At 65.0% G+C, this 23,609-nt stretch carries 22 protein-coding genes; 3 read left to right on the top strand and 19 right to left on the bottom strand.

All coding sequences use genetic code 11. The features are described 5' to 3' along the window. Positions 1 to 43: 43 nt before the first annotated feature. The 12 genes from ACFODV_RS04770 to ACFODV_RS04715 form a co-directional block, all read right to left on the bottom strand. Positions 44 to 1,858 carry a proton-conducting transporter transmembrane domain-containing protein gene (locus tag ACFODV_RS04770; protein ID WP_379755408.1) on the bottom strand — a complete coding sequence of 605 codons (1,815 nt, stop codon included), beginning with the start codon at positions 1,856 to 1,858 and terminating at the stop codon, positions 44 to 46. After that, complete coding sequence (locus tag ACFODV_RS04765) at positions 1,855 to 3,360, bottom strand: complex I subunit 5 family protein (protein WP_379755405.1); 1,506 nt, start codon at positions 3,358 to 3,360, stop codon at positions 1,855 to 1,857. The genes ACFODV_RS04770 and ACFODV_RS04765 overlap by 4 nt, the downstream gene beginning before the upstream one ends. After that, positions 3,357 to 4,805: a complex I subunit 5 family protein gene (locus tag ACFODV_RS04760; protein ID WP_379755403.1), complete on the bottom strand. Its 1,449-nt coding sequence runs from the start codon at positions 4,803 to 4,805 to the stop codon at positions 3,357 to 3,359. Before ACFODV_RS04760 ends, ACFODV_RS04765 begins: the two co-directional genes overlap by 4 nt. Next, on the bottom strand, positions 4,802 to 5,464 hold the full coding sequence (locus ACFODV_RS04755; RefSeq protein ID WP_379755400.1) for an NADH-quinone oxidoreductase subunit K: 663 nt from the start codon (positions 5,462 to 5,464) through the stop codon (positions 4,802 to 4,804). The genes ACFODV_RS04760 and ACFODV_RS04755 overlap by 4 nt, the downstream gene beginning before the upstream one ends. Before the next feature lie 6 nt (positions 5,465 to 5,470). Then, positions 5,471 to 5,695, bottom strand: a complete 225-nt coding sequence (locus ACFODV_RS04750) for a hypothetical protein (protein WP_379755397.1) — start codon at positions 5,693 to 5,695, stop codon at positions 5,471 to 5,473. A 131-nt stretch (positions 5,696 to 5,826) separates the two neighbouring features. Next, positions 5,827 to 7,176 carry a sensor domain-containing diguanylate cyclase gene (locus ACFODV_RS04745; protein WP_379755599.1) on the bottom strand — a complete coding sequence of 450 codons (1,350 nt, stop codon included), beginning with the start codon at positions 7,174 to 7,176 and terminating at the stop codon, positions 5,827 to 5,829. Positions 7,177 to 7,302: 126 nt separating this feature from the next. Next, the gene (gene trpB, locus ACFODV_RS04740; protein WP_379755394.1) at positions 7,303 to 8,505 is read right to left on the bottom strand and encodes a tryptophan synthase subunit beta; all 1,203 of its coding nucleotides are present in this window, start codon (positions 8,503 to 8,505) and stop codon (positions 7,303 to 7,305) included. 83 nt (positions 8,506 to 8,588) lie between these two features. Then, positions 8,589 to 9,257, bottom strand: coding sequence for an alpha/beta hydrolase (locus ACFODV_RS04735; RefSeq protein WP_379755391.1), 669 nt, complete (start codon positions 9,255 to 9,257; stop codon positions 8,589 to 8,591). A gap of 80 nt (positions 9,258 to 9,337) precedes the next feature. Further along, positions 9,338 to 11,107: an SLC13 family permease gene (locus tag ACFODV_RS04730; protein ID WP_379755388.1), complete on the bottom strand. Its 1,770-nt coding sequence runs from the start codon at positions 11,105 to 11,107 to the stop codon at positions 9,338 to 9,340. A 221-nt stretch (positions 11,108 to 11,328) separates the two neighbouring features. Then, positions 11,329 to 11,535: a cold-shock protein gene (locus tag ACFODV_RS04725; protein WP_010629501.1), complete on the bottom strand. Its 207-nt coding sequence runs from the start codon at positions 11,533 to 11,535 to the stop codon at positions 11,329 to 11,331. Between the two features lie 202 nt (positions 11,536 to 11,737). Further along, positions 11,738 to 13,405, bottom strand: a complete 1,668-nt coding sequence (locus ACFODV_RS04720; protein WP_379755385.1) for a GMC family oxidoreductase — start codon at positions 13,403 to 13,405, stop codon at positions 11,738 to 11,740. 34 nt (positions 13,406 to 13,439) lie between these two features. Continuing rightward, complete coding sequence (locus tag ACFODV_RS04715; RefSeq protein ID WP_379755382.1) at positions 13,440 to 14,951, bottom strand: CoA-acylating methylmalonate-semialdehyde dehydrogenase; 1,512 nt, start codon at positions 14,949 to 14,951, stop codon at positions 13,440 to 13,442. A gap of 178 nt (positions 14,952 to 15,129) precedes the next feature. Here ACFODV_RS04715 and ACFODV_RS04710 point away from each other — a divergent pair, with 178 nt between their 5' ends. Continuing rightward, positions 15,130 to 16,032: a LysR family transcriptional regulator gene (locus ACFODV_RS04710; RefSeq protein ID WP_379755379.1), complete on the top strand. Its 903-nt coding sequence runs from the start codon at positions 15,130 to 15,132 to the stop codon at positions 16,030 to 16,032. A gap of 6 nt (positions 16,033 to 16,038) precedes the next feature. On the opposite strand, the gene ACFODV_RS04705 is transcribed toward ACFODV_RS04710, so the two are convergent. From ACFODV_RS04705 to ACFODV_RS04685, 5 genes are all read right to left on the bottom strand, one after another. After that, entirely contained in the window at positions 16,039 to 16,827 is a 789-nt protein-coding gene (locus tag ACFODV_RS04705; protein ID WP_379755596.1) for an ABC transporter permease, read from the bottom strand. Between the two features lie 31 nt (positions 16,828 to 16,858). Beyond that, positions 16,859 to 17,746: an ABC transporter permease gene (locus ACFODV_RS04700; protein ID WP_379755376.1), complete on the bottom strand. Its 888-nt coding sequence runs from the start codon at positions 17,744 to 17,746 to the stop codon at positions 16,859 to 16,861. Beyond that, the gene (locus ACFODV_RS04695) at positions 17,739 to 18,920 is read right to left on the bottom strand and encodes an ABC transporter ATP-binding protein (protein ID WP_379755373.1); all 1,182 of its coding nucleotides are present in this window, start codon (positions 18,918 to 18,920) and stop codon (positions 17,739 to 17,741) included. The genes ACFODV_RS04700 and ACFODV_RS04695 overlap by 8 nt, the downstream gene beginning before the upstream one ends. Next, on the bottom strand, positions 18,917 to 20,032 hold the full coding sequence (locus ACFODV_RS04690; RefSeq protein WP_379755370.1) for a substrate-binding domain-containing protein: 1,116 nt from the start codon (positions 20,030 to 20,032) through the stop codon (positions 18,917 to 18,919). The genes ACFODV_RS04695 and ACFODV_RS04690 overlap by 4 nt, the downstream gene beginning before the upstream one ends. Positions 20,033 to 20,195: 163 nt before the next feature. After that, on the bottom strand, positions 20,196 to 20,762 hold the full coding sequence (locus tag ACFODV_RS04685; protein ID WP_379755367.1) for an NnrU family protein: 567 nt from the start codon (positions 20,760 to 20,762) through the stop codon (positions 20,196 to 20,198). A 154-nt stretch (positions 20,763 to 20,916) separates the two neighbouring features. Here ACFODV_RS04685 and ACFODV_RS04680 point away from each other — a divergent pair, with 154 nt between their 5' ends. Then, positions 20,917 to 21,471, top strand: coding sequence for a gamma-glutamylcyclotransferase (locus ACFODV_RS04680; RefSeq protein WP_379755364.1), 555 nt, complete (start codon positions 20,917 to 20,919; stop codon positions 21,469 to 21,471). A 2-nt stretch (positions 21,472 to 21,473) separates the two neighbouring features. On the opposite strand, the gene ACFODV_RS04675 is transcribed toward ACFODV_RS04680, so the two are convergent. Both ACFODV_RS04675 and ACFODV_RS04670 read right to left on the bottom strand, forming a co-directional pair. After that, positions 21,474 to 21,947 (bottom strand): phosphatidylglycerophosphatase A family protein, encoded by a 474-nt coding sequence (locus ACFODV_RS04675; RefSeq protein ID WP_379755361.1) that lies wholly within the window; start codon positions 21,945 to 21,947, stop codon positions 21,474 to 21,476. Continuing rightward, positions 21,947 to 22,081: a hypothetical protein gene (locus ACFODV_RS04670; RefSeq protein ID WP_379755358.1), complete on the bottom strand. Its 135-nt coding sequence runs from the start codon at positions 22,079 to 22,081 to the stop codon at positions 21,947 to 21,949. Before ACFODV_RS04670 ends, ACFODV_RS04675 begins: the two co-directional genes overlap by 1 nt. A 189-nt stretch (positions 22,082 to 22,270) precedes the next feature. Between ACFODV_RS04670 and ACFODV_RS04665 the strand changes: the two genes are divergently transcribed. Beyond that, a complete protein-coding gene (locus tag ACFODV_RS04665) occupies positions 22,271 to 23,521 on the top strand; it encodes a threonine ammonia-lyase (RefSeq protein ID WP_379755355.1) in 1,251 nt (416 codons plus the stop codon). The last annotated feature ends 88 nt before the right edge of the window (positions 23,522 to 23,609 follow it).

The raw sequence follows: 23,609 nt of genomic DNA, 5'->3' as shown, positions 1-23,609 counted from the left end.
GCCCACTCGCGCATCGACTCCCCGCCTGCCGCCCTTTGGGGCGTCAGGCGGTGCTGAACAGCAGTACCAGGGCAAGCCCCATGGCGACCATCATCATCAGCACCGCGGCGTGGCGACGCAGCCACGTCTCGCTCTCACCCAGCGCGTCCAGCATCGAGATTCCTGCCTCTTCCAGAGCAACCCACCAGGCCACCCAGGCCGCCTTCGCCGCGGCCAGTCGCACAAGCCAGGGCGCGGTCGCCATCCACAGTCGGCTCAGGCTGCGTGCCAGTGGCCACCACAAATCCCCCGCCGGCGGACGCCTTCCCGCCAACCGCAGCGGCCAGCGATGTATCCGCCAGCCGGCCAGCAGGGCCAGTGCCACCCCGAAAAGGGCCGGCCACCAGAAGCCGAACAGCTCGTCTCGCGGCGGCCAGGCAGGCGCCAAGCCCAACGTCGGCAGCCACAGCGGCAGCGTCAGGGCACTGACCACCAGCAGCAACCAGGCCAACGGCATGGGGGCGAAAAGCGGCGTCAGGCCGTCTAAACGGGCCTGCCGCTCACCCTGCCACTGACACCACAGGGTGCGCGCCATCAGCAGCGTGGTGCCCACCGCCGCCAAGGAGAGCCAGGTCGCCAATGCCAATTGGCCACCCTCGTATAGCGCCGCCTTGAAAGCCCATTTGGTCGCCAGCCCCGAGCCCAGCACCCCGGCCAGCGACAGCGCCGGCAGCGTCAGCAGCAGAGCCAGCATCCAGGTTGGCATCCGCGGCGGATGCTCGCCGATGCCCACGCCGAGAAACAGCGCCCCCTTGGTCAGGCCATGGTGGGCGGCGAAGAGCACCACCGCCGGCGCCAGGGACGGCCACAGGGAAGGCGTCACGAGCCCGGTTCCCACCAGGGCAGCGAGCATGCCCAGCTGGCTGACGCTGGAGTAGGCCAGCACCGCCTTGGGGTGGCGTTGGCAAACCCCCAGCAGCGCCGCACCGATGGCGCCCACCAGGCCCACCACCAGCATGGCGCGGCCCAGATCGGCGAAGGCAGCCGCAGCGGACTCCCCCAGCGGCAGAGTCGCCATCCAGCCCACCAACCCGGCCTTGATCATGGCGCCGCTGAGCACGGCGCTGGCCGGCGTGGGGGCCACCGGATGCGCCAGGGGCAACCAGATGTGAAGGCCTGCCACGCCTGCCTTCACACCGAACCCGAGCCACAGCAGCAACCCGATCCAGACGCCGTGGGGAGCGGTGGCCAGCCCCTCACGCAGCTCACTCAGGGTCAGCGCGTCAAGGTTGCCGGCACCCCACAGCAGTCCGCCAAGAATCAACCCCTCTCCCAGCACCGCCATGATCAGGTAGGCGCGACCACCGGTCAGGGCATCTCGAGTACCAGCGTGGATCACCAGGCCGTAGGCGGCGAAGGTCATCACCGCGAAGCCCAGGTAAAAGCTGGCGATATCCTCGGCCACCAGTAGCAGCAGGTTGCCGGAAAGGGTCAGCGGCCAGAGCACGGCGAAGCGCGCCAGCCGTGCCGCCGACGCCCCGTTGCCGGCATTGGCTCGGTCACGCTCTCCCGCCAGATAGCCCCGGGCATACCAGCCGGAAAACAGCCACAGCAGCGCCGTAAACGCCAGCAGCACCCGGCGCGGCTCGTCGAGCACCCAGACGCCGCCCAGCAACCAGGCCGACAACGACAGGTTGCCGTCTGCCCCCAGCAGCGCCAGCGCCAGGGCGGGCAGCGGCGCCGAGGCCCACAGCGGATCCAGAGGAAATCGCACCTCGCTACGCGAGGTCAGTGCCGCCATCAGCGGTTCGCGAAGTATCAGCGCCAGCGGCCATAGCAGCGCAGCGATCATCAGCCCCCCAAGGATCGCCTGGCTCATGGCAGATACTCCAGGTTGACCACCCGAGTCGCCCACTCCAGCGGGCTGTAAGGCAGACCCGCCAGCAGACCCGCCATCACGCTGAACAGCGCCGTGGCCAGCGCCGGCAGCAGCAGCCAACTGCTCGTCTCGAAGCGGCCGAGATGACGCTCTTCCGGCCAGGCCCCCACCCCGTGGTCAGGGCCGGGGCAGAACCACAGCCGGTACAGGACCGGCAGGAAATAAGCGGCATTGAGCAGGCTGCTGGCGACCAGCACAGCGATCACCCAGGGCATCCCCGCCTGCACGGCCCCGATGCCCAGGTACCACTTGCTGAGGAAGCCCACCAGCGGTGGCAAACCGATCATGCCCAGCGCGCCGACGCTGAAGGCCAGGCTGGTAAGCGGCATGCGCCGCCCCACCCCGTCGAGCTCGTCAATGCGATGAATGCCGAGTTCCTCGGCGTAGTTGCCGGCACAGAAGAACAGCGTGATCTTCATCAGCCCCTGATGAAGCAGATGGGACAGCGCGGCGATGGTGCCCAGCGGCCCGAACAGCCCGATGCCCAGCACGACATAGCTCACCTGGCTGACCGTGGAGAAGGCCAGCCGCCGCTTGAGCTCCACCTGGGCCAGGGCGCGCAGCGAGGCATAGAGGATGGTCACGCTGGCGACGACGGCTAACCCAGTGAGCAGCCCCAGCGCCTGGCTGAGCTCGGAGCCATAAACGTCATAGACCAGGCGCACGATGCCGAAGGCCCCGGCCTTTACCACCGCCACCGCATGCAGCAGGGCGCTGACAGGCGCCGGCGCCACCATCGCGCGGGGCAGCCAACCGTGCAGGGGCACCAGCCCCGCCTTGACCCCGAAGCCGGCAATCAGCACCCAGAAGATGGCAATCAGCATCCCGCGCTGCTCCTGCCCAAAGTCGGCGAGCACCTCCCGCTGGCCGAAGCGGATATCACCGGCCAACGCATGGAGCGCCACCATGCCGATCATCAGCACCAGCCCCGCGGTGAGGGTGAAGCGCAGGTAGAGGGTGGCCGCGGCAAGCGCCTTCGGTGTGCCGCGATGAGCCACCAGCGGATAGGTAGAGAGCGTCAGCAGCTCGTAGAAGATCAGGAAGGTAAAGAGATTGCCGGCCAGGCTGATCCCCAGAGTGCTGGCCACGCAGAGGCTGAAGAAGCCGAAGAAACGACGTCGATTGGGCGAGTCCTCCAGATAACCGATGGCGTAGATGGTGGTGAACAACCACAGCAACGAGGAGAGCCCAGCAAACATGATGCCTAGCGCATCGGCGCGCAGCACGAAGGCCAGACCCTCCAGCACCGGAAACTCCACGGCGTAGGTCTGACCCTGGCTGAGACCGCGCACCATCCAGGCGACCAGGCCGATCTTGAGCACGGCGGCGGCCAGGTTGAGTCCGGTGCGGGCGCGAAAGGCACCCTCGGGCAACAGAAAGATGATCGCTGCCGCCGCCAACGAGGTGAACAGGGTGGCGACCGGGAAGAAGGCTCCGCTCATGGCACTCCTCCCTGGCGCAGCATCGCAAGAGGCCACTCTGCCACCAGGCCCAAACCCACGGCGGCCATCGCCAGAACCAACGGCACCAGGTCCGCTCCCCGTGGTGGGGGATGGAACTCATGGTGCGACGCCTCTTCCACGAAGGAACAGCGAAGTACCCGGAACACATAGGCGGCAGTGAGCAGAGTGCCGAGCGCCAGCACCGCGACCCAGGGCCACTGGCCCGCCTCCAGGGAGGCCTGCAGCAGCAGCCATTTGGCGGTGAAACCGGCGCTGGGCGGAAGCCCCATCAGGGTCACCGCGGCGATACCGAAGGTCATCAGCGACAACGGCAGTCGGCGGCTGGTACCGGCCAGGTCGACCAGGCGGCTGGCGCCGGTGGAGAGCATCAGATTACCGACGGCCATGAACATTGCCGCCTTGGCAAGGGCATGGCCGGCCAGCTGCAGCCAGGTGGCTTGCCAGGCCATGGCGGCCACCGACGCCGCCGTGCCGGCCAGCAACGGAAACAGCAGCATCAGATAGCCGAGCTGGCCCACCGTGGACCAGGCCACCACCTGCTTGAGCGAATCGGCCCGCCACGCCTTGAGTCCTCCCCACAGCACCGCCGACGCCCCCAGCATCCCCAGCACCCAGGCCGCCGTGACGGCATCAGGCAACAACAATCGCCACAAGAGGATCAGGATAAAGAAGGAAGCCTTGACCACCAGGGCGCCGTGAACAGCGCTGACCGGGGTCCAAGCGCTGGCGTGAACCGGTACCAGCCAGCCGTGCAAGGGAAAGATCGCCGCCTTGAGCAGCAGCCCCCCGGTCAGCAGCGCCATGCCGATGCGAGTCGTGACATCGGGCTCAGCCACAGCCGCTAGTTCCGCCAGTTCCAGGGTGCCCCAGGCGCCCAGCAGCAGCGCCACGCCCAGCAGCCAGGCCAGGGACCCTACCAGCGCGTAAAGCAGGTAGCGCAGGCCGGCACGAATCGCCTCGACCTTGCCGGGCAGCAGCATCATGCCCACCGCGCACAGGCCCATCAGTTCCAGCCCCACGTAGAGCAGCAGCAAGTCGGCGGCCACCCAGATCAACCCCAGCGCGAACGCCAGCCCACCAAGCAGCGGCCAGAAGCGAGCATGGGAGGCCTCATCGGGCACCGCCACGCGGCGATGCCCGACGGCGTAGGCGGCACTGGCCAGCAGTACCAGCTGGGTCAACAGCAGCAACAGCGCCGTCAGGGCGTCAAGCCGCCAGTGCAGCGAGAGCCCACCCAGCGCCAGGCGGCCATTCAGCCCCCCTTCCACCGCTTGCGGTAGCAGCCACCACGTCGCCAGGGGCAACGCCCCTACGGCCAAGGCCACGGTGCGCATATGGCGCGGCGGTTTTAACCAGGCCAGCAAACCCAGCGGCAGCGGAGCCACCAGCGCCAGCCACAGCATGAGGTTTGCGGCTGAATTCACGGGCCGGCCTCGGTCTCGAGGGTCACGCTGTCCTCCAGGGCATGGAGGCGGCGAAGCAGCAGCACGCCCAGCACTGAGCCGACCAGCGCCACGGCAAGCCCCACCAGAATCAACCCTTGTACCTCAGGGCCGTGGCCGGCGAGTCCGGCCAGCAGCAGGAAGACGCCGGAGCCGAGCACGTTGAATGCCAGCAGCCGGCGTAGCAGGTGACGGTGATGAGCGAAGGCCCAGAGGCCCAGCGCTATCACCACCATAGCAAAGGGCACCAGGGCCAGCGTGCCGGCTGCATCCAGGCTCAGCCGCTCGGTAACGAGCAGACCTGCCATTGCCAGGGCAGTCAGGATCAGCCAGCCAAGGGCGGCGAACCAGCGCACCGGAGCTTCTCCACCACGGTGCACCGTGGTGTCACGCTGCTCCAGCCGCGGCACGTCTCCCGCTCGACCCAGCCCATGCAATAGCGCCGCACCGGTTAACAGCGAACCCAGCAGCGCCTCACCGGCGGCAAGCCAGGGGGTGCCCAGCTGCCACCAGGTCAATGACATCACCAGGGCGAACACAATGAACACCAGGCAGGCGCGGCGCAGATGGCGATCCAACAGACAGCACCCTGCTAGTGTTACCAGCAGGCCGCCCAGCACCCAGGCAAGAGAGGCCGTCATCGGCGATCAGCGATCACCGCGATTGACGGCCTGCTCGATCAGCGCCTCGCTCTCGCTGCACGGCCCCTGCTCGAGAACAGTGCAGGCCTCGTGGTAGAGACAGACGAAGCGAGAGCAGGAAGCACAGAAGACCTTGTCGTCAGGATTCTTGACCTGCGAGACACGCATCAAATGGCTACCGCAGCTAGGACAGGCAACCGGGAGACGGAAGTTTTCGGAGAGTCCGGACATGGCTCATTTACTCCATTTAATAGCGGGCGACGCCCACGGCAGAGAGATCGTGACGCCCGACAGGCGTCATGTCACTGATGACATGAGGTAGAATCGTGACCGCTTCAAGGCCGGATTGCCAAGCGTGCAGCTCACGTCCCGTTACCGCCCGCCCCGGCGGGCTCCAGATCCACAGGCCCGCAGACACGGTTACGCCCCTCATGCTTGGCCCGATAGAGGGCTCGGTCGGCATCGCCCAAGGTGCCATCCAGGCTGCCATCGGGCGCGAGAATTGCCAGCCCCAGGCTGACCGTGAAATGGATGATCGTCCCATCGACCTCCAGGTCGATCTCCTCGACCGCCTCGCGCAGGCGTTCAAAAATAGCCCAGGCCTCGTCGGGGGCGGTGTCCACCAGCAACACCGCAAACTCCTCTCCGCCGATGCGGGCAAACAAGTCATAGGGACGAAGACACTCACGGCAGGTAGCCGCGAAGGCCTCCAGCGCGAGATCGCCCGCCGCATGGCCGTGGGTATCATTGAGGGCCTTGAAATGGTCCAGATCCAGCATCGCCAAAGGTAGAGCCTGGCCATGACGCAGGGCACGCGCCTGGACCATCGCCACCTGCTCGAAGAAGGCACGCCGGTTCATTGCCCCGGTGAGAATATCGGTGCTGACCAGCCGGCGGACCTTGAACTCCTCTTCCTTGCGCTCGGTCACATCGATCAGCAGGCCGTCCCAGAGGGTGCTGCCATCGCGACGTCGCTGAGGCCTCGCGCGAGCCTCCACCCAGCGCACGCCGTCCGGCAGGTCGAGGCGAATTTCCAGCTGGCAATCGTCCAGACTCACCAGCGACTGGGCCAGGGTCATCTCGAGCCAACGTCGATCCTCCTCCAGGATCAGACCGAGCAGACGTTCTGTGTCATCCATGGCCTGGGCAGGCGTCAACGCTGTCAGAGCCATGAGCCCTTCGCTGGCGTAGAGCAACTCTGGCCGCCCGGCCGCATCCTGTCGCATGCGGAAGACCACGCCGGGCAGGTGCGAAATGGTATCGCCGAGCCTGGCCAGAAGCTGACGGTCGTGAAGCTCCCGCTCACGCATGCCGGTAACGTCATACTGGATCACCAACAGCCTCAGCGTATCGGACGGCGGCTCACTCAGAAGCTGGATCATGGTGGTCTGATGGCGCAGAGCACCATCGGCGCGCCGGCATAGCAACACGCCACGCCAAGGCTGGCGAGTCGTCAGGCAATGCTCCAAAGCGAGCGCGAACCCCCCGTGCAGAGGAGCGGCATCCAGCGTCACTGCACGGCGGCCGAGGATCTGGCTAGGGGCGTGGCCAGCGTGGCGTTCGAAGTCGGGATTGACCTCCAGCACCACCCCTTTCTCGTCAAGCAGCATGACCGCCCCGGGGTAACGAGACAGCAACAGGTCCCCCAAGCCGGGAGCCGCACGCTCCTCTCCGGCCAACCAGCGATGCCATGCCCGCCTGATTCTCTCCATGCTCACGTCACGACACTCCCTGCGTCCAGTGAACGGGCCTCTCCAGACCCAAGTTCCACACTACCGCAGAATGCACCGTGGGGCACCTGAGAGGGTTACCAGCGCCGCTTCGGCCCGGGAGTCGACTTACAGTCCGAGCTTGCCCGCCACGTAGTCGGCATCCTTGTCGCCGCGCCCGGAAAGGTTGACCAGGATGTGCTGGTCGGTAGGCAACGTCGGCGCCTCGCGCATGGCCCAGGCCACGGCATGAGCGCTCTCCAGCGCCGGTATGATGCCCTCGACCCGCGACAGGGTCAGGAAGGCGTCAAGGCACTCGTCGTCGCTGGCGCTCTGGTAATCCACCCGTCCAAGCTCCTTGAGGTAGCTGTGCTGCGGCCCCACGCCAGGATAGTCCAGGCCGGAGGCGATGGAGTGCACCGGCATGGGGTTACCGGCCTCGTCCTCCAGCACGTAGCAGGCCATGCCGTGAATTTCACCCGGCTTGCCCAGGGTCAGGGTGGCGGAGTGGCGTTGCGTCTCCAGGCCCTCGCCGGCCGGCTCCACGCCGACCAGATGGACGGCCTCGTCGTCGAGGAAAGCAGTGAACATGCCGATGGCGTTGGAGCCACCGCCCACGCAGGCGGAGATGTGATCGGGTAGGCGCCCATGGCCCGCCAGGAACTGCTCGCGGGCCTCGCGGCCAATGATCGACTGGAAATCGCGCACCATCTTCGGGAAAGGATGCGGCCCCACCACCGAGCCAATGGCATAGATGAAGTGCTGGGGATCCTTGAGGTACTCCTCAAAGGCGCTGTCTACTGCATCCTTGAGGGTCGCCGTCCCGCGAGTAACCGGCACCAGCTTACAGCCCAGAATCTTCATCTTGGTGACGTTGGGATGCTCCTTCTCGATGTCTACCTGGCCCATGTGGATCTCGCAGGGAATACCCACCAGGGCGCAGGCAGTAGCCAGGGCCACACCATGCTGGCCGGCGCCGGTCTCGGCAATCACCTTGGTCTTGCCCATGAACTTGGCCAGTAATGCCTCGCCCAGACAATGATTGATCTTGTGGGCGCCGGTATGATTTAGGTCCTCGCGCTTGAGATGGATTTGAGCGCCACCCAGCTTCTTCGAGAGCCGTCGAGCATGAAAGATCGGGCTGGGACGTCCCACATAGTCGGCGAGCAGGCTGGCCAGCTCCTGCTGGAAATCCTCGCGAACACGAATCTCCTCATAGGCGGCGTCGATCTCATCCATCACTCTTTTGAGCTCGGGGGGAATCAGCTGGCCACCGAAACGACCGAAGTAACCCTGGGCATCGGGGAGATTGGCGAATGGGGAAAGGCTCATGGTCTCAGTCCTGAAAGCTTACCGGAATATCGTCAGGCCAGTTTGCCGAGCCGCCCCAAGCCTGTCGAGGCGACCTTGGACGATCAGCGCGCCAGGCGCTGGCTCAGCCAGTGGCCGATATCCGATACCTGCTGGGGACAGACAGCATGCGCCATGGGGTACTGCCGATAGTGGGCCGGATAGCCCAGCGACTTGACTCGCTCGAAGCCCGCACGCCCCAGCGCCTCCGGCACCACCGGGTCGAAGCTGCCGTGGTGCACCTCGATGGGTAGCTCTCGGTTGGCCTCGGCAAGCGCGATGCTTTGCGAGGTCGCAAAATAGGTGGAGAGCGCCAGCAGGCCACCCAGAGGCGCCTCGAAAGAGAGTGCGGCCTGATAGGCCACTGCCCCACCCTGAGAGAATCCAGCCAGGATGATGCGCCGGCTGTCGATGCCGTGCCCCATCTGCTCGCGGACCAGGGCCTGGATACGCTCAGCCGAAGCCATCAGCTGCGTCTCGTCGACGCGGCGATCCAGGCTCATCTCGAGGATGTCGTACCAGGCAGGCATCACCATGCCACCGTTGATGGTCACCGGAAGGCGCGGTGCATGAGGCAAGACGAAGCGTACGCTGGCGTTCGCCGGCAGTGGTAGTGCCGGCACCAGTGGTTCGAAGTCGCTGCCGTCGGCGCCGAGGCCGTGAAGGATAAAGACGCAGGCATCGGCGGGCTTGGCGCCCTTCGGATCGATGATCAGCTCACCGGATTGGTTCATGGTTAAGGTTTCCGTTAGTCGGAGAAATCAGATTCGACACCCTACCGCAAAGCCCCGGCGCCGGCGAGGCGCCCGGCCACTCAGAAGGGCCAGACCAACGGAATCAGGGTCAGCGCCATGGCGGCGGTGATCAGATTGAGCAGCCCGCCCACGCGCAGGAAGTCGCCGAAGCGATAGCCGCCGGGCCCGTGCACCATCAGGTTGGTCTGGTAACCGATCGGCGTGAGGAAGCTCGCCGAGGCGGCAAACATCACCGCCACCACGAAAGGCATGGGGCTCACGCCCAGGCTCTCGGCGCTGGCCATCACCACCGGAAAGGTGATCACCGCGGCGGCATTGTTGGTCACCAGTTCGGTCAAAAGCGCCACCATCAGATAGGAACCGATCAGCAGCAGCAGCGGATCGCCACCGGCCAGCCCCAGGGCGCCATTGGCCAGGGCCGCGGCGGCCCCGGAGCTCTCCAGGGCTGCCCCCAGGCCGAATGAGGCGGCGATGGTCAGCAGCACCTGGGTGTCCAGCCCGCGCTTGGCCGCTCCCACCGTGCAGCAACCGGTCAGCAGCACCATGGCTGCCCCCAGCATGGCCGCGTTCATCATGCTCATCACGCCGAGACTCGCCAGGGCCACCACGCCGGCTAGGATACTCCAGGCCAGCCAGGCCTTCTCGTGTACGGGGCGCGCTGCGCCATTGATCTGGCTGATCAGCAGGAAATCCCGCGACTGCCGATGACGCTCAATAAAGGGAGGACGCGCCTCCAGCAGCAGCACGTCGGCGGGTTGCAGGCGCACCTGGCCCAGGTTGCCGGCCACGCGCTCGCCACCGCGACACACCGCCAGCACGGCGGCACCGTAGAGGGTTCGGAAGTGGCCATCGCGGATGCGCTGACCCACGAACTGGCACTGACTGGAGACCACCGCCTCGACCAGCCGGCGCTCCTTGAAGTCCTTCTCCAGGCTCGAATCGCCGTGGCGCGACGGCATCAGGCCCCGCACCTGCTGCAGTTCCACCGCCCCCTCGCTGGTGCCGGCGAATACCAGCCGGTCACCCCCCTTGAGCCGCTCGCCGGGCCCCACCACGCTGACCACGTTGCCGCCGCGCTCGATCTCTACCAGAAACAGCTCCTGCAAGTGGCGCAGCCCCGCTTCCTCCACGCTGCGGTTGATCAAGGGGCCCTCCGGATCGACCTCCATCTCGATGGTGAATTCACGGGGATTCTCGAAGGCCGCTGCAGTGCCGCGGCGCGCCGGCAGCAGCCGCGGCCCGAACAGGATGAGATAGGCCAGGCCGATCACCGCCACCGGCACGCCTACCCAGGCGAGGTCGAAGAGCCCCATGGCCAGCTCCGGCGAGCGATCCACCAGCAGGCCGTGCACCACAAGATTGGTGCTGGTGCCGAACAGGGTGATGGTGCCGCCGAGAATGGAGGCGAAGCTCAGCGGCATCAGCAGGCGATGCGCCGGCACACCCACTCGGCGACTCCAGCTCAGCACTGCTGGGATGTAGGTGGCCACCACCGGCGTATTGTTGAGAAATCCGCTCAGCGACGCGACTGGCAGCAGCAGGCGCATCAGCGCCCTGCCCTCGCCCCGGGGTTGGCCCAGCACGTGGCGGATGATCAGGTCGATGCCGCCGGTCTGGCGAATGGCGGTCACCAGCACGTACATGAAGGCCACGGTGAACAGGCCGGTACTGGCGAAACCACCCAGCGCCTGGGAGGACTCGATGACACCGAGGGTCAGCAGCACGATCACTGCGCCCATCAGGACGATATCGGGCCCGAGACGGGTAAATGCCATCAGCGGGAAGACGGCGATCACGACGGCGAGGGAGATCCAGGCGTCCGGGGGCATGGCAGGCATCCGGTCAATGACAGAGAGTCGCCATTGTGACGCCACATCGTTATTCTAAAAAGCGCTTTATAGAGATCTTCTTATTCCAAAATAATCAATGCGGTTCGGCCCGCAGCCCGGCACAGGGTTCCCGGAGACAGAGATGACACAAACACAAAAAGACCCGCGCGGAGCGGGTCTTTTCAGACTCTCGAGAGAGTCACATCGAGGTCAAGTGGCGTTTAGCCGATGACCTTGATGTTGGAAGCCTGGAGGCCTTTCTTGCCCTGGGTGACGTCGAAGGAAACCTTCTGACCGTCTTGCAGGGTCTTGAAGCCGTCAGCTTGAATCTCGGAGAAGTGAGCGAACAGGTCGTCACCGTTGTCGTCCGGAGAAATGAAGCCAAAGCCCTTGGTGTCGTTAAACCACTTGACGGTACCGGTAGCCATTATCGAATTCCTCTAATAGCGTTTTGATTTGCCGGGAAATACCCGAGTTACAGTGGGTAGAACAAGAAACTTTTCACCGGGAGATCGATGCTATGAGCGTTTCGATGACCACTTGCGATGTTCGACTTGCTAACCAACTGCGTGTACTTTGCCCATTTCCATGACGAAGGTCAAACACTATTTGCCCTGGGCAACAGCAGAGTTAAGCCCCAGCCAGGATCCAGCTTGCCGCCTTTTCGGCGATCATCAGCGTCGGCGAGTTGGTGTTGCCGCTGGTGATGGTGGGCATCACGCTGGCGTCCACCACCCGCAGCCCCGCTACCCCACGTACCCGCAGACGGGAGTCCACTACCGCCATGGGGTCGTCGTCGCTCCCCATCTTCACCGTGCCCACCGGGTGAAAGATGGTGGTGCCGATATCGCCGGCGAGACGCGCCAGGTCGTCATCGCTCTGGTACTGAACACCGGGCTTGACCTCCTCCGGCGAGTACCGGGCGAAGGCGGGCTGCTCGGCGATTCGCCGGGTGACCCGCAGCGAATCAGCGGCCACCTTGCGATCCTCCGGCGTGCTCAGGTAGTTGGGCGCAATGGCCGGGGGCTGGCGGGGATCGCGGCTCTTGATCCGTACCGTGCCTCGGCTGGTCGGGTTGAGGTTGCACACGCTCGCGGTGATCGCCGGGAAGTCGTGCAGGGGCTGCCCGAAGGCCTCCAGGCTCAACGGCTGAACGTGATACTCGATGTTGGGGTGCTGGTACTCGTCACTGCTGCGGGTAAAGGCGCACAGCTGCGAGGGGGCCATGCTCATGGGACCGGAGCGCTTGAGGGCATATTCCAGGCCGATCTTCGCCTTGCCGACCAGGGAATTGGCCATGGTATTGAGGGTCTTGGCGCCATGCACGCGATATACCGAGCGAATCTGCAGGTGGTCCTGCAGGTTCTCGCCCACCCCGGGCAGGTCCACCGCCACCGGGATCTCATGCTCACCGAGCAGATCCGCCGGACCAATGCCGGAGAGCTGCAGCAGCTGCGGCGAGCCGATGGCGCCGGCAGAGAGAATTACCTCTTTCGCCGCCAGGGCCACCGTCTCCTTGCCATTGCGTTCCACGCGCACACCGGCACAGCGCGGCTCGCCGCCCTCGCCTGATCGTGCCAGCTCGAGACCCAGCACCTGGCTGGAATGCCAAAGGGTGAGGCTGTCGCGCTTTTCGGACCCGCGCAGAAAGGCCTTGGAGGTATTCCAACGCCAGCCGGACCGCTGGTTGACCTCGAAGTAGTCGACCCCCTCGTTATCGCCACGATTGAAGTCTCGTGTGCGCGGGATCCCGGCCTCCACGGCCGCGGTGGCGAAGTCGTCGAGCACTTCCCAGCTGAGGCGCTGCTTCTCCACGCGCCATTCACCGCCGTGACCGTGAAAGTCGCGATGAGCCGCGTCGGCATCGCCGCCCGCATCCAGCCGATGATGGTCCTCGTGCTTCACGAAGTCGGGCAAGCAGTTGTCCCAGCGCCAGGCGTCGTCGCCGGTGAGCTCGGCCCAGCCGTCATAGTCGCGGGCCTGACCGCGGATATAGAGCATGCCGTTGATGCTGGAACAGCCGCCCAGGGTCTTGCCACGGGGGTAGATCAGCGAACGGCCGTTGAGCCCGGGGTCGGACTCGGTGCGAAAGCACCAGTCGGTTCGCGGATTATTGATGCAGTACAGATAGCCCACCGGAATATGGATCCAGTGGTAGTTGTCGCGACCGCCCGCCTCGATCAACAGCACCCGGTTGGCCGGGTCGGCGCTCAGGCGGTTGGCCAGCAGGCAGCCGGCGGTGCCAGCGCCTACCACGATATAGTCGAACTCTTGCCTATTTTGGAATTGTTCTGCCATGACGTGCCCTCGCTGAGACAATGGTTGACGCGTCTTACTTGTGGGTCGGCATGGCAAATTCGGAGCCAGCATGAATGGAATCTGACCAGCGCTGCATGATCGACTTCTGCTTGGTGTAGAAGCGCACGCCCTCTTCGCCATAGGCGTGGGTATCGCCGAACAGCGAGCGCTTCCAGCCGCCGAAACCGTGCCAGGCCATGGGCACCGGGATCGGCACGTTGATGCCGACCATGCCCACCTGAATGCGGCGGCCGAACTCGCGGGCCACGCTGCCGCTCTCGGTGAAGCAGCTCACGCCGTTGCCGAACTCGTGATCGTTGATCAGCTGGATGGCGGTGGCGATGTCGGGCACCCGCACGCAGACCAGCACCGGGCCGAAGATCTCTTCCTTGTAGATCGTCATCTCCGGGGTGACGTGATCGAACAGGGTGCCGCCCATCCAGAAGCCTCCGGCGCAGCCCTCGCCGGTGCCGGCGGCATCGAAGTCGCGGCCGTCGACCACCAGTTCGGCGCCCTCGCTCACGCCCTTGTCGATGTAGCCGGTGATGCGCTGGTGGGCCTGGGCGGTGACGATCGGGCCCATCTCGGCGTCGAGCGCCATGCCGTTCTTGACCTTGAGCGATCGGGCACGCTCGGCCAACTGCGGCACCACCTTGTCGGCCACGTCGCCTACCAGGACTGCCACGCTGATCGCCATGCAGCGCTCGCCGGCGGAGCCATAGGCCGCCCCGATCAGGGCATCCACCGCCTTGTCGAGGTCCGCATCGGGCATCACCACCATGTGGTTCTTGGCGCCGCCCAGGGCCTGGATGCGCTTGCCGTGACGGGCACCGCGCTCGTAGATCAGGTTGGCGATCGGCGTGGAGCCCACGAACGACAGCGCCTTGACGTCAGGGTGGTCAAGCAGCGCCTCGACGCTCTCCTTGTCGCCCTGCACCACGTTGAAGACGCCGTCGGGCAGCCCGGCCCGCTTTAGCAGGTCGGCGAGCAGCAGCGAGGCACCGGGGTCCAGGGGGCTCGGCTTGAGAATGAAGGTGTTGCCGGCGGCAATGGCGAGCGGAAACATCCACATCGGCACCATGACCGGAAAATTGAACGGGGTAATGCCGGCGACGACGCCCAGCGGCTGGCGCATCGTCCAGTTGTCGATGCCGGTACCGACCTGTTCGGTGTAGTCACCCTTGAGCAGTTGCGGAATGCCGCAGGCGAACTCGACGATATCGATACCTCGTGCGACTTCGCCCTGGGCATCGGTAAACACCTTGCCATGCTCTTTGGTAATCGCTTCGGCAAGCTCATCCTTATGCTCGTTGAGCAGCTGGAGGAACTTGAACATTACCCGGGCGCGGCGGATTGGCGGCGTATCGGCCCAGGCCGGAAAGGCGGCCTGGGCGGCAGCCACGGCCGTGTCCACATCGGCCTGAGAGGCCAGCATCACCTGGCCCGTGACCTCGCCGGTGGCCGGGTTGAAAACGTCCTGGCTCTGGCCGGACTGTCCGGCAGACATTTGCCCATTGATATAATGCGGGATACTGGCTGCGCTCATGGTGGCCTCGTTTCATCGTTGTCAGAATGCGCTGGACGTCGGCTTTCCGCGCGGGGGAAGTTAGAAAATGCTCCCCGGTTGTGCACAGAATAGCTTCACCGCGACTCGAATCAATTGAGTAATTCATAACCAGCCTATAAGTTCAGCTGATATCAGCCCTTGATGCGAGGAAGCCCTCATGCAGGATCTCCAGACCCTGCGCGCCTTCATCACGGTGGCCCGGGAAGGCAGCGTCTCCCGAGCCGCCGAGCGCATGCACCTGACCCAGCCCGCGGTAAGCCTCAAGCTCAAGCAGTTTCAGGCGAGTCTCGGCCTGACGCTGTTCCAGCGACACCCAAAGGGACTCTCGCTGACCGATGACGGCCGGGCGCTGCTGCCGGCCGCCGAGAAGGCCCTGGCGGCGGTGGCCGCCTTCGACCAGAGCGCCCGAGCCCTGCATAGCACCCTGCGCGGTCGGCTGAAGATCGGCACCATCGTCGACCCGGAGTTCATCCGCCTGGGGGCGTTTCTGCGCCGTCTGATGGAGCGCGCCCCTCAGCTCGAGACCGAGTTGCACCACGGCATGAGCGGCAGCGTGCTGGAGCGCGTGCGCCGCGAAGAGCTGGACGTGGGCTTCTTCCTGGCTCCGCCCGGCGAGGGCCCCGGGGGAAATGCCGCGGAGGTGGCCCACCGCGAACTGACCCACTTCCACTACCATGTCATCGCCCCGGCGGGCTGGGGGAGCCGGCTAGCGAAGACCGACTGGCCGAGCCTGGCCGCCCTGCCGTGGATCGTCACACCGAAGGATTCCGTTCATCACCGGCTGCTTCAGGGTGCCCTCGACCCGCTGGGCCTCACCCCCAACGGAGTCGCCCAGGTAGATCAGGAGGCCTGCATGCTCGATCTCGTGCGTGCCGGCGTGGGTCTCAGCCTGGCACGTGACGCTCTGGCCATGGCAGAGCGCCAGGAGCGCGGACTGGTAGTGGCCGAGGGGACGCGCCTACCCTGCGCGCTCAGCTTCATCTGGCGGCGTGATCGCGGGGAGGAAGCGGTGATTGCCGAGGCATTGGAAGTGCTGGATATGGCTTGGGACTCTCGCTGAGGACAGCTAAACTCCCTTCATGCTGCCGGCTGCCTCGCGGCGTCGCTTGACCTCATAGGCCACGGCCAGCAGCACGGTGACGAGGATCAAAATCAGGCCCAAAGCGTTGACCGCCGGGGTCAGCCCGGTGCGCACCTTTGAGGCAATGTAAACCGTCAGGGTGGTGTCGTAGCCCACCACGAACAGAGAGGTATTGTAGTTCTCGAAGGACTGCAGGAAAGCGATCACCCCCGCCGAGAGGATCGCCGGTTTGAGATAGGGCAGCAGGATGCGCCGGAACATCTGCCACTGGGTGGCACCCAGGTCCAAAGCGGCCAGCTCCATGGTGCGATCGAAGCGCTGTAGCCGCGCGGTGACCATCAGCATCACATAGGCGGCAATAAAGGTGGATTGGCCGAGCACGGTGAGGAAGATCCCCCCGCTGACGCCTAGCTGGCGCCAGAAGATCAGCGTCGAGATCCCGATGATGACGCCCGGTGTGAGCAGCGGCGACAGGATCAGCGCGTAGAGGAAGGGCTTGGCACGGCTCGAGACGGTATTGAGGAACAGCGCCGTGGCAATGCCAATGGGCACCGCCAGGCAGAGTACCCCGACGGCGACGATGGCGCTGTTGGCCAGGGCCTGCCACATGCCGCTGTCAGCGGCGAGTTCGCCGAACCACTTCAGCGTGGTGCCGTCCCACGGGGTTACCGTGGGAAATCGGCTATCGTTGAAGGTAGCCGCGGCCATGACCAAAAGCGGCAAGAAGAGGTAGGCGAAGAACACCACCACGTAGAAGCGCAAACCCAGCGCCATCAGGCGTTGAGACGTCACCGGCGTCTTCCCCTCATTTGGCGATGTCTCCCAGGCCCACCTTGAATACCTTCATCACCAGCGACATGAAGCCGATGCATAGCACCAGCAGCAGGAAGGCGTAGGCCGCGCCCTGGTTCCAGTTGCCGCCCTCGAAGAACCAGTTGTAGATGATCTGAGTAAACCAGCGGCTCCCTGGAGAACCAAGCAGCGCCGGCACCGCATAGCTCCCCGCCGCCAGCATAAAGGTCATGATGCAACCGGTAGCGATTCCCGGCTTGGCGTGGGGAATCACGATGCGGCGGTGGGTGCGCAGGGTGCCGGCCCCCAGATCCCGGGCGGCACGCACCTGATTGTCGTCGAGACTCTCGATAGCGTTGTAGACCGGAAAGACCATAAACAAAATATAGGCGTAGACCATACCCACCATGACGCCGGCATCGCCATTAAGGAAACGGATCGGCCGGTCGATCAGCCCCAGCATCATCAACACCTCGTTGAGGGGACCGCGAAAGGCGAGAATGATGAACCATGAGTAGGTGCGCAGGATCTCGTTGATCCAGAAAGGAATGATGAGTAGCAGGATGCACAGCGCCGCTTGCCTCGGAGTGGCCACCTTGGCCAGATACCAGGCCAATGGATAGCTTACGCCGAGTGTGAGCAGGGTCACCAGCACACTGGACCACAGCGTCTTGAAGAAGATCGCCCGATGGATGTCGTTGGCGAACAGGGTGGCGTAGTTGGTCAGGGTCCAGCCATCTTCCGGCCCGCCTTGCTGTGCCGGCAGAAGGTTGGGGCGCAGCGAGTAGTCGATCATCTGCAGCTGCGGGAGAGTCACCATCACGATCAGCCAGATACCCAGCAGCGCGAGGATGGCCATGGCCAATGGGCTGCCGAAACGCGCGGCAAGCTGCCTAAACATTCTCGGCCTCCATCACCTCGCCGGTCGCCTCATCGATCCGGGGGCTACCATCCTCCGGCAGCACTACCGCATCCTCGACGTTATAGCCGAAGAGCATGCGCCGCCCCGCCACCAGGACATCGGCATACTGCCGGGAGATCTCGTGGCCCAACTGTACCCTGAGCAGTTCCCCGGAAGCATTCAGCCTCGCCTCCAGCACCATCCAGGCGCCCTCGAAGTGAACCGCCTCTAGCGTGGCGACAAGGACCGGGCCGGCAGCACTTTCATCGACCGGGCGAAGGTGCTCAGGGCGAATATAGAGCGCGGCTCGGTCACCGCTCTCGAGGGGGGATGAGGCCGCGACACGGCCGGCCAGTTCACCCAGGGGTCCACCATCCAGGCGCACCCGCTCGCCCTGGCGCTCGATCAGGGTCGTCTGAAGCCGGTTGTTCTCGCCCACGAAGGCCGCCACAAAGCCGGTGGCCGGTGAGCGGTAGAGGGTTTCGGGGTCGGCCACCTGCTGGATGCGCCCCGCCGACATCACCGCTACCCGGTCGGACATGGTCAGCGCCTCGCCCTGGTCGTGGGTGATATAGATGAAGGTGATACCGGTCTTGCGCTGAATCGCCTTGAGCTCGGCACGCATGTGCTGACGCAGCTTGAGGTCCAGCGCCGAGAGCGGCTCGTCCAGCAGCAGCACCCGGGGCTCCACGGCCAGCGCCCGGGCGATGGCCACTCGCTGCTTCTGGCCGCCGGAAAGCTCGCTGATCTGCTTCGGCCCGCTGCCCTCCAGGGCCACCAGCGCCAGCAATTTCTCGGAGGCCTCGCGGCGAGAACGCTTGTCGATCCCGCGCACTTCCAGACCGAACTCGATGTTCTCGGACACCGTCATCAGTGGGAAGAGCGCCAGGTTCTGAAAGATCATCGCCGTGGGTCGTTGGTTAACCGGCACTCCGGCCATGGGCTCACCGCCGATCAGCACCTGCCCCTCGCTCGGGGTCAAAAAGCCACTGATCATGTTGAGCAGAGTGGTCTTGCCGCAGCCCGAGGGGCCGAGGAAGCTGAAAAACTCCCCCGAGCCGATGTCGAGCGTTGTCTTGTCGATGGCGGTGAAGTCGCCGAAGCGCATCACCACCTCCTCCAGGCGAACGCTGCCGTCCATGGCCACTCCCGTGCCGGCACCATGAACCGTCATGCGGAAAGGTAGCGGTCCTGATACTCGTTGCGAAGCGCCACGTACCAGGGCTCCTGGATAGGCCACCACCAAAGGTTGGCCAAGTCCGCATCAGTGTAGGATTCAGTGAAAAAGTTGCGCGTTGCCTCGGGCAGCAACTCGGTGGCGCCCTTGGAGGTCGAGTTGTAGCCGGTGGCCTCGACGAACATGGCACCCGCCTCGGGCGTGTAGTACCAGTTGATCAGCTCGTAAACGGCATCGGGATTGCGGGCGTTCTTCGGGATCACGAACCCTTCCATCCAGGCCAGAGCCCCCTCCTTCGGCGCGCCATAGGCGATGTCCTCGCCCTCCTGCTTCAGGCGGAAGGCAGTGGAGTCCCATGTCTGGCCGATGACTGCACCGTTGGTGCGGAAGGCGGCCTGGGCCTCGTTCTCGGTGTTCCAGAACTGCGCCAACATGGACTTGTGCTTGACCGCCTCCTCGAGAATGACGTCGAAGTTGGCACGCATCGCTTCCTCGCTCTTGTAAGAGTCGAGCAGCGGGAACGGCAGCCGGCCTTCGCGCTCCAGCCACAGACCGATGCCGACCAGCGCCGAGTGGCCGCGCACTGTGACGCCCTGGCCATGCTCGGGGTTCCACAGGTCGGCATAGCTCAGGTTGGCGCGATCGACGTCGGCAAAGCGGCGATGCCAAGTGATCGCCTCCGTGCCCCAGTCACTGGGCGCGAAGTAGCGCTTGCCGTCTACCACACCGCCGGTCTCGGAGCCTTCGATCGCGCTATCCAGGGCGCCGCTCCAATTGATGCGCGACTCGTCCAACGGCTGGATCAGGTCATAGTCGAGGTAGCCCGGCACACGATCCACGGTGGGCATGATCACGTCAAAACCGCTGCCATCGCTAGCGCGCAGAGAATTCATCAGCTCGTCGTTGGTGCCATAGGGAGTGAAGGTTGCCTTGATCCCGGTCTTCTCGGTGAAGTCTGCCAGCATCTGGTCGTTGAAATAGCCCGCCCAGGCATAGATACGCAGCGTCTTCTCCTGAGCCAGCACCGTGTTGACGTAGAAGGAAGGCACGCTGGCAACAGCCCCGGCGGCCAGGCTGCCTTTGAGGAAACGGCGGCGTGTGATCGACATGACGAACTCTCCATGATGAATAGGGCGCAACCTGTTATCGCTCAGCGACATGTCAACACCATGACTTCCCGATGACAATTCGGCATTGACTCAATCAGCGTAGCACCATAAAGAGAAAGGCCCAGCCGCCATTTCAATGGCGGCAGAGATTACCGCGACGGGATCACATCACCGACACGCCGGTAACCCAGACATGCAGGTGAAAAGCGAACACATAGTAGGCGACCAGGCCAACCACCACCGTGATGGCGGTTCGCGCCATGCTCGGGGTCTGCCTCGCGGGTGCCGGGCGGCGACGCGCGGAGCGGAAGTCGAACACCGCCCACAGCAGGAAGGCGCCAAAGAAGACGATATCGCCCAGCCGGCCGTTGGCCAGCAGGTGAGAAAAGGCCCAGATCTTCACGGCGATGATCATCGGATGGCCCAGCTTCACCTTGAGATGGTTGCCCGGCACATAGGCCGCCACCAGCAGGATGAAGGCCGGAATCATCAGCAGCGACACGGCGTGGCGCAGCCCCACCGGCGGGAACCACACCCAGGTGGGGTCGAGACGCATCTGGCCATAGCCCCAGATCGCCAGCGCCAGGCCGATAATGGAGACCACCGAATAGGCCGCCTTCCAGGGCATCTCGCCCAGGCGTTTGATCTGGGCGCTTCGCCAGTCATCGGCGACGATGCGCACAGAGTGCACTCCCAGAAAGATCAACAGGCCGAGAATCATCACGGTCATGGCAGGGACTCCATCAGTAGAAAGTTGACAAGCCGCCAGCCTACCGCACCCGCATGACCGCGTCGCGCACCGCCCTTCGACTTTCGCCCTTCGACATTCCCCACCGCGCAACGCATCATGACGGCTCCCACCCACCACCGGCTGCACGACGACCATGGCCCTGGACACCACCGCCCTCAACCGCCAGATGACCCACTTCGACGGCCACGATGAGATCTGGCTATTCGGCTACGGCTCACTGATCTGGAAAGTGGATTTTGCCTATCTGGAGAGGCGACCAGCCTCAATTCATGGCTGGTCACGACGCTTCTGGCAGGGTTCCCACGACCACCGCGGCACCCCCGAGGCCCCGGGAAGGGTCGCCACCCTGGTGCGCGAGCCGGGCGCGGTGTGCCACGGCATGGCCTATCGCATCACCCCGGAGGTGTTGGCCCCACTGGATGTCCGCGAGAAAAACGGCTACCTGCGTGAGGTAGTGGCGCTGCACTTCTCGGACGGCGACAGCGCCGAGGGGCTGATCTATCTGGCCACCGAAGAGAACGCCGCCTTCCTCGGCGACGCCCCATTGGACGCCATCGCCGCGCAGATCGCCTGCGCCCATGGGCCCAGCGGCCCCAACCGCGACTACCTGCTCAACCTGGCCGAGGCGCTGCGCGAACTCGAGGTGGAAGACTCCCACGTATTCGCCCTGGCAAGGCGCCTAACCTGAGATCATGACGACGCCTGACGCCGGCGCCACAGCATGAGGCCGAGGGCCATCACCAGCCAGGTCATCAGCGCGGCAATAACGTCGTCAAGCACGATGCCCGCGCCGCCGGGAACGGCCTCGGCAAGGCTTATCGGCGGTGGTTTGGTGCTGTCGAACACCCGATAGACCACGAAGGCGGAGGCCATGGCCAACGGCTGGCGGGCTGCCGCCAGGCCCAGCACCGCCACCGGAAAGGCGACAATCTCATCGAGCACGATGCGTCCGTCGTCCTTGCCACCCAAGGACTCCTCGGCCAGGTGACAAATAGGCACCGCGGCGATCAGCAGCGCCAATGTCACCGCCACCTGTACGCGGCGGGCTCGACCCAACAGCCACCAGGCCAGCGGCAGGCTGGCAAGCGATCCCACGGTTCCCGAGGCCCAGGGTGAGAGCCCCAGGCCGAAACCGGTAGCCAACATCATCAGCGGATCTGCCATCAGCCGGCGTCTCTGGCCTGGTGCTCCAACTCCGTAGCCACCTCGGCGGGCAAGTTACCGCCCCTACCGTTCGCGCTACCCGACTGGCCTGACGCCTGCCGCATCAGCTGCTCCAGAATCTTGCTGGCGTTCATCGAATTCTCCTCCATCAAAGCGGTTACAGAAAAAATGCGGTGACTGAAAAATAGGCCTGCCTGCATTCACTCTACCCCAGCCACAGAGCCTCAACACCGCCTTAGAGTTCAGCGCTAATCTCATCTTCGACATCACCAGGGCAACACAGCATCATGATTGCCACACCCGCAGCATCGGAGACGCCTGCCATGAGCGTGACCCTCGATGACATCCGCGCCGCTGCCGCCCGCATCTCCGGCAGCGTCGAGCGCACCCCCTTCCTGCGCTCCCACACCCTCTCGCGCATCACCGGCTGCGAGCTTTACATCAAGTTCGAGAACCACCAGTTCACCGCCGCCTTCAAGGAGCGCGGCGCGCTCAACCACCTGCTGAGCCTCAGTGAGGAGGAACGTGCCCGGGGCGTGGTCGCCATGTCCGCCGGCAACCATGCCCAGGCGGTGGCCTACCACGCCGCCCGGCTCGGCATCCGCGCCACCATCGTCATGCCGCGTCACACTCCCAACCTCAAGGTACGCAACACCCGTGAGCTGGGCGCCGAGGTGCACCTGGAGGGCGAAGGTGTAGCGGAGGCCGGCGAGGTGGCCTGGCGTCTCGCCGCCGAACACCAGCTGGTGTTTGTGCACCCCTACGACGATGAACGCATCATCGCCGGGCAAGGCACCATCGCGCTGGAGATGCTCGAGGAGGTGCCCGACCTCGACGCGTTGGTTATCCCCATCGGCGGCGGCGGGCTGATCGCGGGCAACGCCATCGCCGCCACCGAACTCAGGCCGGGTATCGAGGTGGTGGGTGTTCAGACCCGGCGTTTCCCGGCCATGCAGCAGGCGCTGGCCGGCGAGACGATCCAGTGCGGCCACGCCACGCTGGCCGAGGGCATCGCCGTCAAGCAGCCCGGTCGGCTCACCCTGCCCATCGTGCGTGAGCGGGTGCATGACATCGTGCTGGTCGATGAGCCCGAGATTGAACGTGCCATCCTGCTGCTGCTGGAGATCGAGAAGAGCGTGGCCGAGGGCGCCGGAGCCGCCGGGCTCGCGGCGGTGCTGGATGACCCCGAACGCTACCGCGGCCGCAAGGTGGGGCTGATCCTGTGCGGCGGCAATATCGACATGCTGGCGCTCGCCTCGGTGATTCAGCGCGGCCTGGTGCGAACTGCCCGCATCGTGCGGGTGCGGGTGGCGATTCCCGACATACCCGGCGCCCTGGCCGAGCTGACCCGCCTGCTCGCCGACCAGCGCGCGAACGTCATCCAGATCGCTCACCAGCGCACCTTCACCGACCTCTCGCTGCGTGCTACCGAGGTGGAAGCCACCCTGGAAACCCTGGGCGGCGAGCACACCCGCGAGGTGATCGAGTCCCTGCGCCAGGAGGGCTACGACCCGGTACTGCCGGCCAACGAGGTGCATCCCGACGAGCGCTGGTCCAACCGCGCGCCGGGTTAGCCAACCGCCTCCGGCCTTGCCCTACTGCTTTGTGCGCGTAGCGTCACGCCGGCGGCAGGCGTACCATATTCACACCTAATATCGTAAC

The sequence above is a fragment of the Halomonas tibetensis genome, assembly GCF_042643535.1.
In the GTDB taxonomy this organism is placed as follows: Bacteria; Pseudomonadota; Gammaproteobacteria; order Pseudomonadales; family Halomonadaceae; genus Halomonas; species Halomonas tibetensis.
This window is presented reverse-complemented; position numbering and strand designations above follow the sequence as displayed.

What these genes read in the sequence shown, in the direction of transcription:
- ACFODV_RS04770 (WP_379755408.1), bottom strand. Translation starts at nt 1,858, where the DNA reads ATGAGCCAGGCGATCCTTGGGGGGCTGATGATCGCTGCGCTGCTATGG.
- ACFODV_RS04765 (WP_379755405.1), bottom strand. Translation starts at nt 3,360, where the DNA reads ATGAGCGGAGCCTTCTTCCCGGTCGCCACCCTGTTCACCTCGTTGGCG.
- ACFODV_RS04755 (WP_379755400.1), bottom strand. Translation starts at nt 5,464, where the DNA reads ATGACGGCCTCTCTTGCCTGGGTGCTGGGCGGCCTGCTGGTAACACTA.
- ACFODV_RS04750 (WP_379755397.1), bottom strand. Translation starts at nt 5,695, where the DNA reads ATGTCCGGACTCTCCGAAAACTTCCGTCTCCCGGTTGCCTGTCCTAGC.
- ACFODV_RS04745 (WP_379755599.1), bottom strand. Translation starts at nt 7,176, where the DNA reads ATGGAGAGAATCAGGCGGGCATGGCATCGCTGGTTGGCCGGAGAGGAG.
- trpB (WP_379755394.1), bottom strand. Translation starts at nt 8,505, where the DNA reads ATGAGCCTTTCCCCATTCGCCAATCTCCCCGATGCCCAGGGTTACTTC.
- ACFODV_RS04735 (WP_379755391.1), bottom strand. Translation starts at nt 9,257, where the DNA reads ATGAACCAATCCGGTGAGCTGATCATCGATCCGAAGGGCGCCAAGCCC.
- ACFODV_RS04730 (WP_379755388.1), bottom strand. Translation starts at nt 11,107, where the DNA reads ATGCCCCCGGACGCCTGGATCTCCCTCGCCGTCGTGATCGCCGTCTTC.
- ACFODV_RS04725 (WP_010629501.1), bottom strand. Translation starts at nt 11,535, where the DNA reads ATGGCTACCGGTACCGTCAAGTGGTTTAACGACACCAAGGGCTTTGGC.
- ACFODV_RS04720 (WP_379755385.1), bottom strand. Translation starts at nt 13,405, where the DNA reads ATGGCAGAACAATTCCAAAATAGGCAAGAGTTCGACTATATCGTGGTA.
- ACFODV_RS04715 (WP_379755382.1), bottom strand. Translation starts at nt 14,951, where the DNA reads ATGAGCGCAGCCAGTATCCCGCATTATATCAATGGGCAAATGTCTGCC.
- ACFODV_RS04710 (WP_379755379.1), top strand. Translation starts at nt 15,130, where the DNA reads ATGCAGGATCTCCAGACCCTGCGCGCCTTCATCACGGTGGCCCGGGAA.
- ACFODV_RS04705 (WP_379755596.1), bottom strand. Translation starts at nt 16,827, where the DNA reads ATGGCGCTGGGTTTGCGCTTCTACGTGGTGGTGTTCTTCGCCTACCTC.
- ACFODV_RS04700 (WP_379755376.1), bottom strand. Translation starts at nt 17,746, where the DNA reads ATGTTTAGGCAGCTTGCCGCGCGTTTCGGCAGCCCATTGGCCATGGCC.
- ACFODV_RS04695 (WP_379755373.1), bottom strand. Translation starts at nt 18,920, where the DNA reads ATGACGGTTCATGGTGCCGGCACGGGAGTGGCCATGGACGGCAGCGTT.
- ACFODV_RS04690 (WP_379755370.1), bottom strand. Translation starts at nt 20,032, where the DNA reads ATGTCGATCACACGCCGCCGTTTCCTCAAAGGCAGCCTGGCCGCCGGG.
- ACFODV_RS04685 (WP_379755367.1), bottom strand. Translation starts at nt 20,762, where the DNA reads ATGACCGTGATGATTCTCGGCCTGTTGATCTTTCTGGGAGTGCACTCT.
- ACFODV_RS04680 (WP_379755364.1), top strand. Translation starts at nt 20,917, where the DNA reads ATGGCCCTGGACACCACCGCCCTCAACCGCCAGATGACCCACTTCGAC.
- ACFODV_RS04675 (WP_379755361.1), bottom strand. Translation starts at nt 21,947, where the DNA reads ATGGCAGATCCGCTGATGATGTTGGCTACCGGTTTCGGCCTGGGGCTC.
- ACFODV_RS04670 (WP_379755358.1), bottom strand. Translation starts at nt 22,081, where the DNA reads ATGAACGCCAGCAAGATTCTGGAGCAGCTGATGCGGCAGGCGTCAGGC.
- ACFODV_RS04665 (WP_379755355.1), top strand. Translation starts at nt 22,271, where the DNA reads ATGAGCGTGACCCTCGATGACATCCGCGCCGCTGCCGCCCGCATCTCC.